We start from the raw sequence: 16,357 nt of genomic DNA on the forward strand, positions 1-16,357 counted from the left end.
GGAGCCCGACGCCGCGGCGCGGTCGCGGGCCGCCGGTGGTCGGGCCCGTGGAGGGGTGGTGACGTCATGGCAGCGAACCGGGACATCGTCTCCCGGGCCTTCGCGGACTGGTCCGCCGGCTCCGCCGGCATCACCTACCTCTTCGCCCCGGAGATGCGCTGGGAGATCACCGGCAACTCGGCGGCCTCCCGCGTCTACCGGTCCGCGGAGGAGTTCGTCGAGCAGGCGTTGCGGCCCTTCGACGCCCGGTTCGGCGCCGACAGCCCGTTCCGTCCGGTGACCGTGCGGGCGATTTACGAGGACGCCGACACGGTGGTGGTGATCTGGGACGGCGCCGGTGTCACGGTAGCCGGGGACGCCTACTCCGACACGGTCGCGTGGTTCCTGACCTTCCGCGACGGCAAGGTGGTCGACGGGACCGCCTTCTTCGACAGCACCGCCTTCAACGAGCTGTGGCGGGGGGTCCAGCCGGCCGGGTGACGTACCGGGCCGACGGGAGCGGCCGCCCGGTCATTCGGCGGGGCGTACCTCGCCGTGGGAGCCCTCGGCGTGCAGGTCCCAGCGGCGGCCGAACGCCGGAACGCCGAGCAGGCGGATCGGGCCGAACGACTCCGGGAGGTGCGGCGCCAGGACCAGCCGGCCGTCGACCGCCTCCAGCCCGAGCAGCGTACGCAGGAAGAGCAGCGGGGCTCCGCTGGCCCAGGCCTGCGGGTTGCACGCCGTGGGGTAGGGGACCGGCCGCCGCCCGAACCTGCGGTCGTAGCCGGAGAACGCCTCGGGCAACCGGTGCTCGGAGTAGGCGGACGCCTCCATCATGGCCTCGACGATGCGCTGCGCCGCCTCGTGCTGGCCGTAGCGGGCGAGCCCGGCCGCGATGATCGAGTTGTCGTGCGGCCAGACGGTGCCGACGTGGTAGCCGATGGGGTTGTAGCCGCTCTCCGCGGTGGAGAGCGTGCGTACGCCCCAGCCGGAGAACATCTCGTCGGACATCAGCTGGGCGGCCACCAGCCGCGCCCGCTCCGGTGGCACGATGCCGCTCCAGAGCAGATGGCCCATGTTCGACGTCATCGAGTCGATCTGGCGGCCGTCGCCGTCCAGGCCGACCGCGTAGTAGCCGCCGCGCTCCGGCACCCAGAAGTCGCGGTCGAACCGCTCCTGCAGCGCCGCCGCCTCGGCGCGCAGCCGCTGCGCCGAGGCCGGGTCCCGGATCGGCCCGTCGGCGAGCTCCGCCATGCGGATCTTCGCGTCGTACGTGTAGCCCTGCGTCTCGCAGGTGGCGATCGGCAGTACCGGAATGGTCCCGTCGGCGAACTGCACCCCGTCGGGCGAGTCCCGCCAGCACTGGTTGCCCAGCCCCTCCCGGGACCGGGTCGCGTAGCCGACGTAGCCGTGACCGTGCAGGTCCCCGAACTCGTCGATCCAGCGCAGGGCGGCCAGGGCGTTCGGCCACAGCTGCTGCACCAGCTCCTCGTCACCGGTCCAGCGCCAGTACTCGGAGAGCAGGACGAGCCAGAGCGCGGTGGTGTCGGCGCCGCCGTAGTAGGGCTGGTAGGGCTTCAAGCCGAGCTGCGTCAGCTCGCCGCTGCGGAACTCGTGGAAGATCTTCCCGGGCTCCCGGTCGGTGAAGTCGTCGTGATCCTGCGCCTGATGGGTGGCGAGCACCAGCAGCGTCCCCCGCGCCATCGCGTTGCCGAGCGCGACGGTCTGGTAGCCGGTGATCAACGTGTCCCGGCCGAACACGGTCATGAACCAGGGCAGCCCGGCGGCGTGCAGCACCACCGGCTCGCCCCGGATGCGCTTCTCCAGGCGCATCGACGCCAGGTCGGCGGCGGACTTGCGGTACATCGCGACCATCCGGTCCGAGCCGGCGTCCAGCCTCGGCACGGAGGCCAGCCAGCGGGCCGAGGGGTCCTCGGCGTCACGCTCGAAGACGTCGCCGAAGCTGCGGGCGGCCGGCTGGAACTGCTCTTCGCCGCAGTGCAGGGGCACCCGCAGCTCGCACCGCCACGCCTCACCTCGGGACAGTCGCAGGTGCCAGACGAGCGAGTCCCCGTCGACCTCGGTCGCCGCCGGCTCGGCCTCCACCCGCACCAGGGCGTAGTAGCTGCCGTTGCGGTAGGCGAAGCAGAGCGAGGAGCCGTCCCGCTCGTGCCGGCGGACGATCTGCGGGGAGCGGTCCCGGCCGGACTCCTTGATCTCGAACAGGTCGGCGAAGTCGGTGCCCACGGCGAGCCGCAGCCGCAGCTCGACCGGGTCGGAGCCGAAGTACCGCAGCTCGATGCGCTCGTACATGCCGTCGCCGACGAACCGTTGCCGACGGACGCCCACCCGGTTCGGCGGCAGGTCCGGCAGCTCGGTGTTGGCGAGGAAGAAGGCGGCGGAGAACGGGTCGACGGTTCCGGAGCCCAGCACCAGCAGCGGCGCGTCGTCGAGGGTGAGTTCCCACCGGTCGAGGAAGCGGGTGTCGTCGTGCACCAGCCCACCGATGGTGCCCTTCGGCACGTCCCCCGAGGCGTTGGAGAACATGAACGTGCGGCCCTCGAGCACGCCCACGGCGTCCGGCCCGAGCTCCGGCGGCAGGTCGCGGCAGGCCCCGCTGGCCACCCGCTCGACGGAGTCCACGTCCGGCCACGGCTGCGCCGGTGTGCGTCGTCGTTCCGCAGCCGTCACGTGCCCCCCAGCCGGCGGTACCGAGCCTGCCCTTACCGCGACCCTATGTCCGGGCGCCCCGCCGCCGTGGCGGCATTGACCAAGATGACACGCCGCTGGATAGATGAATCTGGATCGGTTTGGTAGCGTCGGCGAGTCCGCGCGAAGAGGGAGGCTCGATGCCGGGAACGCTCCTGCGCGCCGCCGCCGTGGCCGTGGCGGCCGTGCTGTCGGTTCCGCTCGGGGCGGGCGCCGCCCACGCCGATCCGGTCGTGCCCCGGCACGCCGTCGTCAGCTGCCAGAGCGCCAGCTTCTACGCGAACTACGACTCCGCCCGCGGGCCGGTGGGGCTGAAGCGGGTGCTGGGCCACGGCGACAAGATCGGCCACACGCCGGGCGCCCACCCCGTCTACAACGGCTGGGCCGCCTCCTTCGACTTCGGTCCGAACGACTGGGGCTATCTGCGCATCGAGTGCGTCGGGGGGTACGACTCGTGGTGAGAGCGCTTCGGCGCGCGGGCGTCGTCGTCACCGCCGCCGCGCTGGTCGCGAGCGTCGCCGCTACCCCGGCGCGGGCCGCGTACGGCACGGTCGGCGAGCGGGAGACCGTCTGCGCGGTCGACCTCTTCGTCCGTACCCAACCCAACGGCGCCTGGATGGGCACCCTGTACCAGGGCCAGACGTTCCTCGTCGAGGGGCCGCGCAGCGGCGGTTACGTCTACGGCTTCGCCTACGGGCACATCAACCGACGCGGCTGGGTCCAGGACGGCTGGTTCTGCTGACCGTCCCGCCGGGCTTCGAACCCGTCCCGGCCCCGTACCGGCCGCCGGGGCGCGCGCGACGCTGACCTCCCCGTCCCCACCGAGCCCCGCACCCGCACCGGTGATCCGCCGCGCGCTGCGCCCGTTCGGCCTCCCCGACCCGTGCCCAACCGCCACAGTGGTGACGGAACGGTCACCGCGGCGACGGCGGGGGGTGCTACGTGGAGGGGCTGGTGCTTCTCGTGGTGCTGGCCGTCACCGTGATCGTCGGAACCACCATCGGTGGTCGGTACCGGGTCGCGCCGCCGGTCCTGCTCATCGGCATGGGCGCGCTGCTGGCCCTGATCCCGCCGCTGTCGCACGTGGTGCTCCAGCCCGAGGTGGTGCTGGTGCTCTTCCTGCCGGCGATCCTCTACCGGGAGGCCCTGACGACCAGCCTGCGCGAGATCCGCGCCAACCTGGTCGTCATCAGCCTGCTCGCCGTGGTGCTGGTGGGGCTCACGATGCTCACCGTGTCGTTCGCCGCGCAGGCGCTCGGCGTCAATCCGGCGGCGGCCTGGGTGCTCGGCGCCGTGCTGGCCCCCACCGACGCCGCCGCGGTCTCCGGCCTCGCCAAGCGAATGCCGCGCCGGCTGCTCACCACCCTGCACGCGGAGAGCCTGATCAACGACGGTACGGCGCTGGTGCTCTTCTCCGTCACCGTCGGCCTGCTCGCCGGCGGCACCGTGCCGTCGGCGCTGGAACTGGCCGGGGAGTTCAGCCTCTCGTTCGTCGGTGGCATCGTCGCCGGGCTGGTCGTCAGCGGTCTGGTGGTGCTGGCGCGCCGCCGCATCGACGACCCGATGCGCGAGGGAGCGCTCAGCGTGCTGACCCCGTTCGCCGCGTTCCTGCTGGCCGAGCAGGCGCACGCGAGCGGCGTACTGGCGGTGGTGGTGGCCGGGCTGGTGCTCTCGTACGCCGGGCCGCGGGTGATCCGGGCCCGTTCCCGGCTGGTGGCGTTCTCCTTCTGGGACCTCTCCACGTTCCTGATCAACGGCGCGCTCTTCGTGCTGCTCGGAATGCAGATTCCCCGGGCGATCCGCAGCGTCACCAGCGTCTCCTTCGGGCGGGCGGCGGTCATCGCGACGGTCGTGACGCTGGTGGTGGTGCTGACCCGGGGCGCGTGGATCCTCCTGTCTCCGTACGCCCTGCGCGCGGTCGACCGCCGCGAGTCGCAGCGCGCTGCCCGGGTGGGGTACCGGATCCGGATCGTCGCCACCTGGACCGGATTCCGCGGCGCGGTCTCGCTCGCGGCCGCACTGGCCGTCCCGCTGACCGCACACGGGCACCAGGTCCTGGAGCGAGATCTGATCATCTTCTGCACCGCCACGGCGATCCTGGCGATCATGTTGGTTCAGGGCACCACCCTGCCGCTGATCATCCGCTGGGCGGGCCTCACCGGGGATCCGAAGCGCTTCGAGGAGGTGCGGCGGGCCCGCGTACGGGCCGGACAGGCGGGGTTGTCGGCGTTGCCGGAGATTGCCGCGCGGGTCGGCGCGGACGACGACGTGGCGGGTCGGGTCCGCACGGACTACGAGGCCCTCCTCGAGGACATCCAGAGCGCGGAGCAGGAGGGGGGCCCGCCACGGGCCAGCGAGCGGGAGCGGCAGCTGCGGCTGGGCCTGATCGAGCACAAACGCCGGGAGATCACCCGGATGCGTGACGCCAACGAGATCGACGACGTCGTGCTGCGTGACCTCCAGGCCGCGCTGGACATCGAGGAGATCCGGCTGCTCGGGCCGGAGGCGCCGCAGTAGCGGAGGGTACGGGTCGGTGAAGGAGAGGAGAGCACGGTGGACGAGGCGGGGAGCAGCACGCCGCTGCACGGGCGCGTCGCCGTGGTCACCGGTGCGGCGCGCGGCATCGGGCGGGCTGCCGCGGTCGCGTTGGCCCGGGCCGGCGCCGACGTCGCCGGAGTGGACATCGCGGGGCCGGTGAGCCCGATCCTGGACTACCCGCCGGCCACCGGCGCGGACCTCGACGAGACGGGCCGGCAGGTCGAGGCGTACGGGCGGCGCTGGCTTGCGCTCACCGCCGACCAGCGCGACGTCCGGCAGGTGCGGGCGGCCGCCGACCGGGTCAGTGACGTGTGGGGCGGGGTGGACATCGTCTTCGCCAACGCCGGCATCCAGGCGTTCAAGCCGCTGCTGGAGATGACCGACCCCGACTGGCACGACCAGATCGACGTGAACCTGACCGGTACGGCAAACGTGCTGCGGGTCTTCGCGCCGCTGCTGCTGCGCCGTGGCGGCGGCCGGATCATCGTCACCTCCTCCACCCAGGGCCACCACGGCACCAAGTTCGGCGCGGCGTACTCGGCGTCGAAGTGGGGCATCATCGGCCTGATGAAGTCGGCGGCGCTGGAGTTCGGCGCGTACGGCATCACGGTCAACGCGGTGATCCCGGGGCTGATGGACACGGCGTTGACCCGGCACCAGGACCGGTACGCGCAGGCGCTCGCCGAGGCGGGGCGTACCCCGTCGGGTGACGTGACCCGGGACGAGCCGGCCGCGGTGGAGGCGCTGCGCGCCCGTACGCCGCTGGGCGTGCCGTGGGTCGCGCCGGAGGACGTGGCGCCGCTGGTGGTCTTCCTCGCCTCGGACGACGCCCGGATGGTCAGCGGCACCGCCTTCGCCGCCACCGCCGGCGACAGCGCCCACACCACTCCCTGACCCCCTCGGGGGCCTGTCCCCGTCGATCGTGAGGTTGACGGGGGAGTGGATCTCCACATCCCCCGCCAACCTCATGATCGACACGACTGGGCGGGCGGGCGCCGGGTCAGGGGGCGGTCAGGGGGTGGTCCAGGGGGTGGGCGGGGGTGGCGGGGTCACCGGCGGGCGGTCGTCGCAGGTGATGGTGTTCGGCAACTGCCAGTCGGCGAGCCAGCCACCGTCGTTGCCACCGAGGTCGGTGAGGCCGAACTCCGAACCGGCCGGGGTGAAGTGGAAAGAGCCGCAGTTGTTGACGCCGACCGCCCCGACGTGCCGCGCGTCGACGTTCTGGAAGGAGGCGGAGCCAGCCGTACGGGCGCTGACCACCGACGTGCCGGTGCCGTCGACCCGGATGTCGCGGAAGTGCACGTCGCTGATCGAGTAGAGGTCCTTCACCGCCCACTCGCTGACCAGCATGACCGCGTTGTAGGTGCTGTCGAGGTACGCGTCACCGGTCACCTCGACGCGCGCGTCGATGCTGCGATCCAGGGCGTAGAACCAGATCGCGCCGAGCCCGATCTTCCAGTTCAGTTCCCAGGTGCCGGCCCGGACCGTCGTGTTGTCGCTGATCCGCAGGTGACCGGTGAACGGCTCCGCGCCGAAGCGGGACCCGACCTGGATGGCGCTGCCCTCCCGTACCGGGTCGGCGATCAGGTTGCCGGTCACCGTGTTGTCGGCGCCGCCGTAGACGGCGATGCCGTTGGCGAGCACCGGTGACTGCACGGTGTTGCGGGCGAAGGTGTTGCGCGCGTTGGCCGTCTGCTCCGACCACATCGCCAGGCCGTCGTCACCGGTGTTCCGGACGAAGTTGTTCTCGACGAGCGAATCGGTCACGCCGGTGTGGAAGTTCAACGCGTCGGCGATCTGGTCGACGATGATGTTGTCGGTGACGCGTACGTTGCGCATCGGCCCGTCGAACCACAGGCCCACCTTGGTGTGGCGCAGGTACAGGCCGTCGATGGTCGAGTCGCTCATCGCCCCACCGACCGCGTTCACCTGGTCGGTGTCGATCCGTTCCCGCACGTCACCCTCGATGGTGAAGTCGGAGAGGTGGACGTTGCGACTGCCGCCGTCGGCCGCGTCCCGGCCGTAGAAGCCGACGCCGGTGTGCACCGAGCCGTCCGGCGCCGGAGTGGGCAGGGCGACCTCGCGGCCCTTGACGGTCGTGTACCAGTTGCCGGCGCCCTCGATGGTCACGTCGTCGACGATGATGTGCCGGTTGACCTGGTAGGTGCCCGGTGGCAGGTAGACGGGCAGCCCGGTGCGCCGGGCGAACGCGATGGCCCGTTCGATGGCGGGGGCCGCGTCCCGGCGGCCCGTCGGGTCGGCGCCGAAGGCCAGCACGTTCGCGGCGAGCAGGCGTACCTTCGGCGGACCGACCAGCTCCGAGTCGAGCAGGTCGATGACGGTCCACGCGGCGTTGCTGCCCGCCGGGACGGTGAGCCGGATCCGGTCACCGGCCCGGTAGGTGCGGCCGAGCAGCAGCCGCTGCTCGTCGTAGAAGTGGCTGGGCCGGAAGGGCTTCTGGATCACGGGGTACGGGGTGGTCTCCGCCGGCACGCAGGAGCACTCGGTGATCCACCAGTCGGGGTGCAGCAGCTCCGCGTCGGGGTCGTTGGTGAACGGGTACTGGTTGTAGAGCCACGCGTACTGCGAGGTCAGCGTCATCGTGCGGATCCGCTTGCCGTTGCCGGCGACGTCCAGCGGCGCGGTGATGCCACCGCCGGTGGGCGCGTCGGGAATGCTGTAGCGCACCGTGATCGCGTTGGCCGCCGCCGGCAGGGTGAACTCGACGTGCTGGCCAGGGGTCAACCGGACCGCCCGCCGCCCGGACGCCTCCGAGGGCAGCGTGTACGCGTTGCGGTCGGGGCCGATGAGCTGGCCGTTGGTGACCGCGTTCTCCGCCTCCTGCTCCAGGAAGGCGACGCGGGCGCCCCGGCCGGCGACAAGCTGCGGATCGAGGGCGGCCCGGGTCACCACCGGACCGGCGGCGCGGGCGGCGTCCCGGCTGGTGGCGGCCTCGGCGGGCGCGCCGGCCAGGAGGCCGAGCGCCGTGGCGAGCGCGGTCACGGCGGCGACCGCCGCCCGCCGGCGCCGGTGGCGCGGGAGCGGCAGCTCCGCGCGGATGCTCCGGTTCATGGCAGGGCTCATCTCTTCTCGGTGGTGGGGGTGGTGCGGGGCCCGGCCTCGCCACGGAGGCCGGGGTTCAGGCGGTGTAGACCTCGAGCTGGGAGAGCTGCCCGGCGGGCCAGCCGGTGTTGCCGGTGACGTGGACGCGTACGTACCGGGCCGAGGCGGCGGGGAACGTGAGCGTCACCTGGTTGCCGGTGGCCGGGTCGAAGCGTCGGCCGGCGGAGGCGACGAGGTCGCTCCAGCCGTTGCCGTCGGCGCTGCCCTGCACCGAGAGGGTCTGGGTCCGGGCCGACCAGGCCGCGGCCGGGGGCAGCCGCAGCACGACCCGCCCGATCGTGCCGGCCGCGCCGAGGTCGACCCGCACCCACTGGGGGAAGGCGTTGTTCGCGCTCTCCCAGTAGCTGTCCGGATTGCCGTCGACCACGTTCGCGCTGCCGTACGACTGGGTCTGGCTGCTCTGCGCGGTCGGCCGACCCCGGGCCAGGTCGGTCTGCGCCGCCGGGTCGGTGGTCACCGTGACCGCGTTCGACGGCGGCGACGAGGTGCCGGCCGGGTCCAGCGCCACGACCGTGAAGGTGTACCCGGTGGCGGGGCTCAGCCCGGTGACGGTGGCCGAGGTGCCGCTGGCCGAGGCGACCGTCGTCGTGCCCTGACGGACCTGGTAGCCGGCCACCCCGTCGGCGTCGGTGGAGGCGGACCAGGCGAGCGAGACGCTGGTGGCGGTCCGGCCGGTCACCGTGAGGTTGCCGGGGGCGGTGGGTGGGGTGGGTGTGCCGCCGGCGGCGTACACCTCGACCTGGGAGAGCTGCGCCGCGGGCCATGCGGTGTTCCCGGTGACCGTGACCCGGACGTGCCGGGTGGGGGTGGCCGGCAGCGCGACGGCGGCGGTGTTGCCGGTGGCCGGGTCGAACCGGATCCCGGTCGTCGCGACGAGCGTGCTGAAGGACGACCCGTCGGCGCTGCCCTGCACCGAGATCGTCTGGGTCCGCGCCTCCCACCCCGCGGGCACCGCGAGGACGAGCCGGTTCACCGGATGGCCGGCGCCGAGGTCGACCTGCCACCACTGGGGAAAGGCGTTGTTGGTCGTCTCCCAGTAGCTGCCCCGGTCGCCGTCGACCGCGTTGCCGGCTACGTACGGCCCGTGCTGGCTGCTCGCCGTGGCCGGTCGGCCGGCGGCCAGGTTGCCGCTCGGCGGCGGACCGCCTCCGATGACCGGCGGGGTCGGGCGTACCGGGGTGAGCGGGAGCTGCCCCTTGAACATCCCCCCACCGTCGGCGGTGATCCGCAGATAGTAGTCGGACGAGCAGAAGGTGCCGTCCTCGTCGAGCGCGCGGATGCCCGCCCCGGCGGGCGTGCTCGCCTGCGTCTCGGAGGTCTTGGCGATCTGGTTGCCCTCGTTGAACTCGTCGAACATCGAGACGTAGAGCCCCTGCGCGCCGAGGCGGGTCAGGTTGTAGAGGTGCCGCCAGTAGAAGTCGCCGTGCCGGCGGTGCCCGGCCGAGAGGTCACCGGGCATGACGCAGGGTTGGTAGTCGATGCCGTGCGCGGCGCAGTCGGCGAGGTCGGGCACGTTGACGTTGGTGTGGAACCAGTCCAGCCCGTCGAGGGTGCCGGTCCGCCCGACCATCCAGGGGGAGATCATGTCGAAGGCGCGGTAGACCTCGCCGAAGCCCGGCCGGGAGTCGTTGATGCCCTGCCGCCAGTAGGTGGGCACGCCGCCGATGACGTAGCAGCCCTGCGCCTTGAACCACTGGATCACGTCGAGGCAGGGCGCGGGCGCGAACGGGCGCCCGTCGTCGTCGAAGCCGAACCCCCAGACGCAGACCACCGGCCGGCCGTTCTGCCGCGCGTACGCCGGCGAGGCGGTGTGCGCCGACATCTTCGTCGTCCAGTCCTGCTTGATCTGGGACTGCATCGACGTCCAGCCGGTGACGTCGTACATGATGTAGAACTTGCGGCCGAACCGCTCGGCGGCGCTACGGACCTTCACCGTCATGGCGTCGCGGGTCGGCCCCTCGTCGCCGAACGGGTTGAACCGTTGGAGGGCCGCGGTGTCGCAGCCGTGCTCCTGCATCCACCGGAAGTGGGTGTCGACCGTCTGCTGGTCGTAGGAGGAGAAGAGCTGGGCCGGCTGGCCGTTGCCGAGGTCGGGGTAGGCGGTGGTGTAGCCGTGGGTGTAGTCCCGCAGGTCCGGCCAGGACACGATGGTGGTGTTCGCCGGTGACGGGGGCTGGAAGCGATCCCGGCTCCAGTGCCACCAGCCACCGATCGGCGCGCCGTCGCCCGGGCAGCTGAACCAGCCCTGGTAGCCGACGGTGATCTTGCCGACCACGTCGCCGGGCGGGCTGGCCGCGGTGGCCGGGGCGGGCGCGGTCAGGTCGGGAAGGGTGGCGAGCGCGGATCCCGCCGCCATGGAGCCGATCAGGGTGCGACGGGTGAGCGCCATGGGGATGGCTCCTTCGCCGGTCGGAGGAATTGACGGCCATCATGCCAGCCCGCGACTTTGCCTCGCAATAGCCCGACTGCTCTATGAAAGATCAGGTCGATCGCGTTGTAAGAAGTGGATGAGATGCGTCCATGGCGTCGATGAGCCGTACTGTCGGCGGGTAGGGGACGGCGCGGGTGGGACCGGGTGACACGCGATGGCGATGGCGGCGGAAGGCGGCGCCGAGACGGCTCGGGAATCCGAACGCCCGTTCTTCGTGGAGCTCTTCCTCGACCTGGTCTACGTCTTCGCGCTGGTCTCACTGGCCAAGACGTTGGTGAACGACCTGAGCTGGACGGGCACCGCCCGGACGCTGGTGCTGCTCTTCGCGTTGGCGCTGATCTGGGCGTTGACGACGTGGGTCGGCGGCACCTCGGGCCTGGAGCGCGCGTCCGTACAGTCGCACATCATCGGCGTGGCGGCGGCGAGTCTGCTGCTGGCCGCTGTCGTGCCCGGCGCGTTCCACGATCGCGGGCTGCTCTTCGCGGGCACCTATCTCTTCATCCACTTCGGCTCGATCTCCTACTTCCTGTTCTTCGCCAGGGACCCGGCCGGACCACGGCGCAGCGGCAGAATCGCCTTCTGGGAGGCGGTGGCGGCGATCGGTTGGATCACCGGCGCGCTCTCAGACGGCCCGGCGCGGTTGGGGCTCTGGGCGCTGGCGATCGCGATCGAGTACGCTGCCGGCGCCTTCGGTTGGCCGGTCCCCGGGCTCGGTCGCTCGCAGTCGCTGGAATGGCGGCTGGGGGGCGGGCGGGTGCCCGAGCGGTACCGGCAGTTCATCGTGGTCGCCTTCGGAGCCGCCGTCCTCACCACCGGGACGACGTTCAGCCAGCACGAGTACACGCTGGACCGCGGTTATGCCCTCGTGGTGGTCTTCACCATCGTGGTGCTGATGTGGCGGATCTACATCTACCGGGCGGGCGAACTGCTGACCGAGGCGATCGCCCGGTCGGCGGACCCGGCCCTGCTCATCCGCGCCGCCGCGGTCTGCCACCTGGCGATGGTGGCCGGCATCGTCGGCGGGGCGGTGGCCGGCGAACTCGTCGTGGCGCGCCCGTTCGGCGACACGCCGCCGTCCTGGGCCGCCGTCCTCCTCGGCGGACCGGCGCTGTACCTGATCGGCCGGGCGCTGCTCGACTACACCGTGTTCGGGAGGATCTCCCGCTCCCGGGTGGTCGGGCTGGTGCTGCTGTGCGCTATCGCGCCGGCCTCGGCGCTGCTCCCGCCGATCCTGGTCGCGCTGCTCGCCATGGTCGTCCTCGCCCTGATCGCCGCGGCTAACCTGGTCTCCACCCGGCTGCACGCCCGCACGCCGGCGCCGCCGGCGCTCGGCTGAGCGTCCTGCTCCCACGGCCACCGGTCGGTCGGAACGTCCGGCCGACTCGGCGGGTCAACCGGTCGGGACGCCGACCAGCCGTGAGCGGGGCGCCGCCGACTCTCCGACCAGGATGACCAGCAGAACCAGGTTCGGCACCACGAGGACGCCCAACGGCGGGAGCATGGCCACCGCCGGAGCGAGGGCGCCGAGCGCCACCACGCCAAGGGCCCGGGACCAGAGCAGCCGGCCGGTCAGCACCGCGTCGAAGAGGCAGCTGCCGACCAGGAAGATCGCCGGCCCGCCGAGGGCGACGGCCGTCCATGCGGCCGGCGTGGGGCCGAGTGGCCGTTCGATCACCAGCGAGAAGCTCATCGAGGTCACCAGCACGCCGGCCACCATCACGAGATGGCTGTACGACGTGGAGGTGCCGGGCCGCACCCGTTCGACCGCCGTGAGCCCGGATGGGGCGAGGAGTTGCTGCGCCCGCTGGAAGTAGAGCCGGAGGAAAAGAATCCCGCCGCTGAACGCGACAGCGGCGGACGTGACCTCCGCTGCCGTGAAGTCGCTCGTGCTCAGCCCGAGGCCGATGGTGAGGATCAGCTCACCGACCGCGATGAGGTAGATCTGCTGGTGCCGTTCCGACAGGTGCGAGCCGGTGAAGATCTGACTGGCCAGCTCGGTGCGCCCGAGTCTCGGGGTCGGCCAACCGATTCGGGCCGAGCCGAGGTCGACGGCGACCGCGACCGCCCAGAGCGCCAGCCGTGCCGTCCCCGCCATCAGCGCCCCGACCACCCAGGGGGTGGCGGTGACGATGAACCAGAAGAACACCCGTACGCTGCGCGCCTGGATCGGACGGTTCACCCGCGTTCCGGGGATCAGCACGGCGTCGCGGACCACGTGGATGCCGAAGTACCCGGTGACGAAGAGCCAGCCGTACCCGTCGAAAGCTTGCGGCACCGCGATCGCCATCACCAGCGTCCCGAACATGACCAGCAGGACCGTCGCCTGGATGATCGGCAGCCGCGGATTGAACAGGTCGGTGAGCCACGCCGTGAGCACCCAGACCCACCACGCCGCCATCAGTAGGACGGCCGTCTCGGCCGCGCCCCGCAGGGTGAGGTCTTCGGCGAGCCCAGCGGCGATCCGGGAGAGCATGAAGATGTAGGTGACGTCGAAGAAGAGCTCCAGGAAGGTCGGATACCCGGGCTCGCCGCGCCGACGCAGGATGCGGGGGAGCGGAGCAGAGGTCACCGCGTCTGCCTCCTCTGACGCGCACCGTGGACGCCGTGACCGGTGAGGGCCACTGCCAACGTATCCACCACCGCCGGGTGGCGGACCGGGAACGCTGCTCGTCACCCCCGCGGGACCGGTGATTTCGCCGATGCGTTGAGCAGCATCGTCGCTGAGACTGATGCACGTCGATATACCTCCGACCGCCAGGGAGTGCCCGACGTGTCCTCACCCACCACCCACCCCCGCTCCGTGCTGTCCCGCGTCGCCCGTACGGCGATGGCCGCCGCGCTGGTCGCGGCGGGCGCCCTCGCCGCGTCGGCCGGCCCGGTCCAGGCCGCCGAGAACCCGTACGAGCGCGGCCCGGCCCCGACCGTCGCCTTGCTGGAGGCGAGCCGTGGCCCCTTCAGCACGGGTTCCCAGACCGTCTCCTCGCTGAGCGTCACCGGCTTCGGCGGCGGCGTCATCTACTACCCGACCGACACCAGCCAGGGCACCTTCGGCGCGATCGCCATCTCGCCCGGCTACACCGCGGCCTGGTCCAGCATCAGCTGGCTCGGGCCGCGAATCGCCTCGCACGGCTTCGTGGTGATCGGCATCGAGACCAACTCCCGGCTCGACCAGCCCGCGAGTCGAGGTCGGCAGCTGCTCGCCGCGCTCGACTACCTGGTCGAGCGGAGCTCGGTGCGCACTCGCATCGACGGCTCGCGGCTCGCCGTGGCCGGTCACTCGATGGGCGGCGGCGGCAGCCTGGAGGCGGCCGCGTCCCGGCCGTCGCTGCAGGCCGCCGTGCCGCTCGCTCCGTGGAACCTGGACAAGACCTGGAACACGCTCCAGGTGCCCACGCTGATCGTCGGCGGTGAGAACGACTCCGTCGCCCCGGTCGCCAGTCACTCGATCCCGTTCTACAACAGCATCCCGGCGTCGGCGGAGAAGGCCTACCTGGAGTTGAACGGCGCGAGCCACTTCTTCCCCCAGACGGTGAACACGCCGACGGCCCGGCAGGCCGTGGCCTGGTTGAAGCGGTTCGTCGACGACGACACCCGCTACGAGCAGTTCCTCTGCCCCGGCCCGAGTGGGGTGCAGATCGAGGAGTACCGCAACACCTGCCCCAGCGCCTGACCACCCGGGGGTGGGGCGGCCGAACCCCGGCCGCCCCGCCCCCGCGCCCCCGCCCCCGCCCTGTTGATCATGAAGTTATTGCGCTCGGCGACGGCGTGTCGCGGCAATAACTTCATGATCAACGGGGTGGTCCGCGGGGGCGGGACCTCGCCGGCGTGTGTCCGGTCGGAAGTCTCGCCGGGTCCGGCCGTCCGGCCGCTGGCGCGCCACTCGAAACGGCGATTGGATCGAAACATCGAAAGTATTGACGCGGTATCCGAGAAAAGTACACTGCGAGTGTAAATAGCGACCCGCCACGACCCGGGGGATGGGTGATGGAGGAAGGCCTCGCGCTGCACCACATCGGAGTGCGCTTCGGCGGCCTCACCGCCCTCGACGACGTCTCCCTGCGGGTGCCTCCCGGCCGGGTGGTGGGCGTGATCGGCCCCAACGGCGCCGGCAAGACCACGCTGTTCAACGTGATCTGCGGATTCGTCGCGCCGGAGACTGGTTCGATCACCCTCGACGGTCGGCCGCTGCGGCCGCGTCCGCACCGGCTGACCCGGCTCGGCATCGCCCGGACGCTACAGGGCACCGGGCTCTTCGCCGGGCTGACCGTCCTGGAGAACGTGATGGCCGGCGCCTCGCACACCGCCCGCGCCGGCTTCCTCCCGGCCCTGCTCGGGCTGCCGCGCAGCGACCGCGACGAGGCCCGGCTGCGCCGGCACGCCCTCGACGTCCTCGACGAGCTGGGAGTTGCCGCGCACGCCGACGCCGCGCCGGGCACACTCCCCTTCGCCGTACGCCAGCGGGTCGCCCTGGCCCGCGCCTTCGCCGCCCGGCCCCGGCTGCTCCTGCTCGACGAGCCCGCGGGCGGCCTCGGCGGTGAGGACATCGCCGAGCTGGCCCAGCTGATCCGGCAGCTGCCGCAGCGCGCCGCCGACCCGTGCGCCGTGCTGCTGGTGGAGCACCACATGGACCTGGTGATGTCGGTCTGCGACGAGCTGGTGGTGCTCGACTTCGGTCGGGTGATCGCCGCCGGCACCCCCGACGAGGTCCGCGACGACCCGGCGGTCACCGACGCCTACCTCGGCGCCTCCGTCGACGAGGCGGCGGCATGAGCGAGCGCAGCGAGCGAATCATTCGGTGCTGTGCGGTTGAGTCTCGTGCCGTCGCCGACCGGAGGGAGGTGGCGGCATGAGCGAACGCGGCGATCTGCTGGTGGTGCGGGACGTGGTGGCGGGCTACGGCGCCGCGCCGGTGCTGCACGCCGTCGACCTCACCGTGCCCGCCGGCACCATCGCGGCGGTGGTCGGCGCGAACGGCGCCGGCAAGACCACCCTGCTGCGCACGATCTCCGGCGTGCTGCGTCCGCAGGCCGGCCGGATCCAGCTGGCCGGGGAGGACCTGCGGGGTGTCCCGGTGGAGCGGCTGGTGCAGCGCGGCATGGCGCACGTGCCGGAGGGGCGCGGCGTGATCGGCGAGCTCACCGTCGACGAGAACCTGCGCCTCGGCGGGCTGTGGCGGCGTGACCGGGCCGACGCCGCTCGCGCCCTGGAGGAGGTCTACCAGCTCTTCGAGCCGTTGGCCCGGCGGCGGCGTCACCTCGGTCACCAGCTCTCCGGCGGTGAGCGGCAGATGCTCGCCCTCGGCCGGGCGCTGGTCGGGCGGCCCCGCCTGCTGCTGCTCGATGAGCCGTCGCTCGGGCTCGCGCCGCGGGTGGTCGCCCGCATCATGGCCCTGCTGCGGCAGCTGCGCGACGACACCGGGCTCACCGTGCTGCTCGTCGAGCAGAACGTTCGCAGCGCGCTCTCCGTGGCCGACCAGGGCGTGGTGATGTCCCTCGGCCGGGTGGTCACCAGCGCCCCCGCCGCCGACCTGCGCGACGACGTCGACCTGCGTCACGCCTACCTCGGTTTCTGACCATC

At 72.2% G+C, this 16,357-nt stretch carries 13 protein-coding genes; 9 read left to right on the forward strand and 4 right to left on the reverse strand.

Going from position 1 to position 16,357, the window contains the following annotated elements:
- Positions 1-66 precede the first annotated feature (66 nt).
- Positions 67-480, forward strand: a complete 414-nt coding sequence (locus D7147_RS07405; RefSeq protein ID WP_158609303.1) for a nuclear transport factor 2 family protein — start codon at positions 67-69, stop codon at positions 478-480.
- 30 nt (positions 481-510) lie between these two features.
- On the opposite strand, the gene D7147_RS07410 is transcribed toward D7147_RS07405, so the two are convergent.
- Positions 511-2,622 (reverse strand): amylo-alpha-1,6-glucosidase, encoded by a 2,112-nt coding sequence (locus D7147_RS07410; protein ID WP_233562992.1) that lies wholly within the window; start codon positions 2,620-2,622, stop codon positions 511-513.
- 206 nt (positions 2,623-2,828) lie between these two features.
- Here D7147_RS07410 and D7147_RS07415 point away from each other — a divergent pair, with 206 nt between their 5' ends.
- The 4 genes from D7147_RS07415 to D7147_RS07430 all read left to right on the forward strand — a co-directional run bounded on the left by D7147_RS07415 (position 2,829) and on the right by D7147_RS07430 (position 6,120).
- Entirely contained in the window at positions 2,829-3,149 is a 321-nt protein-coding gene (locus D7147_RS07415; protein WP_120674911.1) for a hypothetical protein, read from the forward strand.
- A complete protein-coding gene (locus D7147_RS07420; RefSeq protein WP_120674913.1) occupies positions 3,143-3,430 on the forward strand; it encodes a hypothetical protein in 288 nt (95 codons plus the stop codon). Before D7147_RS07415 ends, D7147_RS07420 begins: the two co-directional genes overlap by 7 nt.
- A 200-nt stretch (positions 3,431-3,630) precedes the next feature.
- Entirely contained in the window at positions 3,631-5,205 is a 1,575-nt protein-coding gene (locus D7147_RS07425; protein WP_233562993.1) for a Na+/H+ antiporter, read from the forward strand.
- A 36-nt stretch (positions 5,206-5,241) separates the two neighbouring features.
- Positions 5,242-6,120 (forward strand): SDR family NAD(P)-dependent oxidoreductase, encoded by an 879-nt coding sequence (locus D7147_RS07430; RefSeq protein WP_233562994.1) that lies wholly within the window; start codon positions 5,242-5,244, stop codon positions 6,118-6,120.
- A 117-nt stretch (positions 6,121-6,237) separates the two neighbouring features.
- On the opposite strand, the gene D7147_RS07435 is transcribed toward D7147_RS07430, so the two are convergent.
- Together D7147_RS07435 and D7147_RS07440 are read right to left on the reverse strand one after the other, a co-directional pair.
- Entirely contained in the window at positions 6,238-8,298 is a 2,061-nt protein-coding gene (locus tag D7147_RS07435) for a glycosyl hydrolase family 28-related protein (RefSeq protein ID WP_199734100.1), read from the reverse strand.
- A 67-nt stretch (positions 8,299-8,365) separates the two neighbouring features.
- Entirely contained in the window at positions 8,366-10,738 is a 2,373-nt protein-coding gene (locus D7147_RS07440) for a galactose-binding domain-containing protein (RefSeq protein ID WP_120674918.1), read from the reverse strand.
- 196 nt (positions 10,739-10,934) lie between these two features.
- Here D7147_RS07440 and D7147_RS07445 point away from each other — a divergent pair, with 196 nt between their 5' ends.
- Positions 10,935-12,116 (forward strand): low temperature requirement protein A, encoded by a 1,182-nt coding sequence (locus D7147_RS07445; protein ID WP_120674921.1) that lies wholly within the window; start codon positions 10,935-10,937, stop codon positions 12,114-12,116.
- Between the two features lie 54 nt (positions 12,117-12,170).
- Here the strand turns inward: D7147_RS07445 and D7147_RS07450 are convergent, their stop codons facing one another.
- The gene (locus D7147_RS07450; protein WP_120674923.1) at positions 12,171-13,349 is read right to left on the reverse strand and encodes a low temperature requirement protein A; all 1,179 of its coding nucleotides are present in this window, start codon (positions 13,347-13,349) and stop codon (positions 12,171-12,173) included.
- Positions 13,350-13,607: 258 nt separating this feature from the next.
- Between D7147_RS07450 and D7147_RS07455 the strand changes: the two genes are divergently transcribed.
- From D7147_RS07455 to D7147_RS07465, 3 genes are all read left to right on the forward strand, one after another.
- Entirely contained in the window at positions 13,608-14,450 is an 843-nt protein-coding gene (locus D7147_RS07455; RefSeq protein WP_120675340.1) for an alpha/beta hydrolase family protein, read from the forward strand.
- A 314-nt stretch (positions 14,451-14,764) separates the two neighbouring features.
- Positions 14,765-15,550, forward strand: coding sequence for an ABC transporter ATP-binding protein (locus D7147_RS07460; protein ID WP_120674925.1), 786 nt, complete (start codon positions 14,765-14,767; stop codon positions 15,548-15,550).
- Between the two features lie 76 nt (positions 15,551-15,626).
- Positions 15,627-16,352, forward strand: coding sequence for an ABC transporter ATP-binding protein (locus D7147_RS07465; protein WP_120674927.1), 726 nt, complete (start codon positions 15,627-15,629; stop codon positions 16,350-16,352).
- Positions 16,353-16,357: the final 5 nt, after the last annotated feature.

Source organism: Micromonospora musae, from assembly GCF_003626545.1.
GTDB classification, from domain to species: Bacteria; Actinomycetota; Actinomycetes; order Mycobacteriales; family Micromonosporaceae; genus Micromonospora; species Micromonospora musae.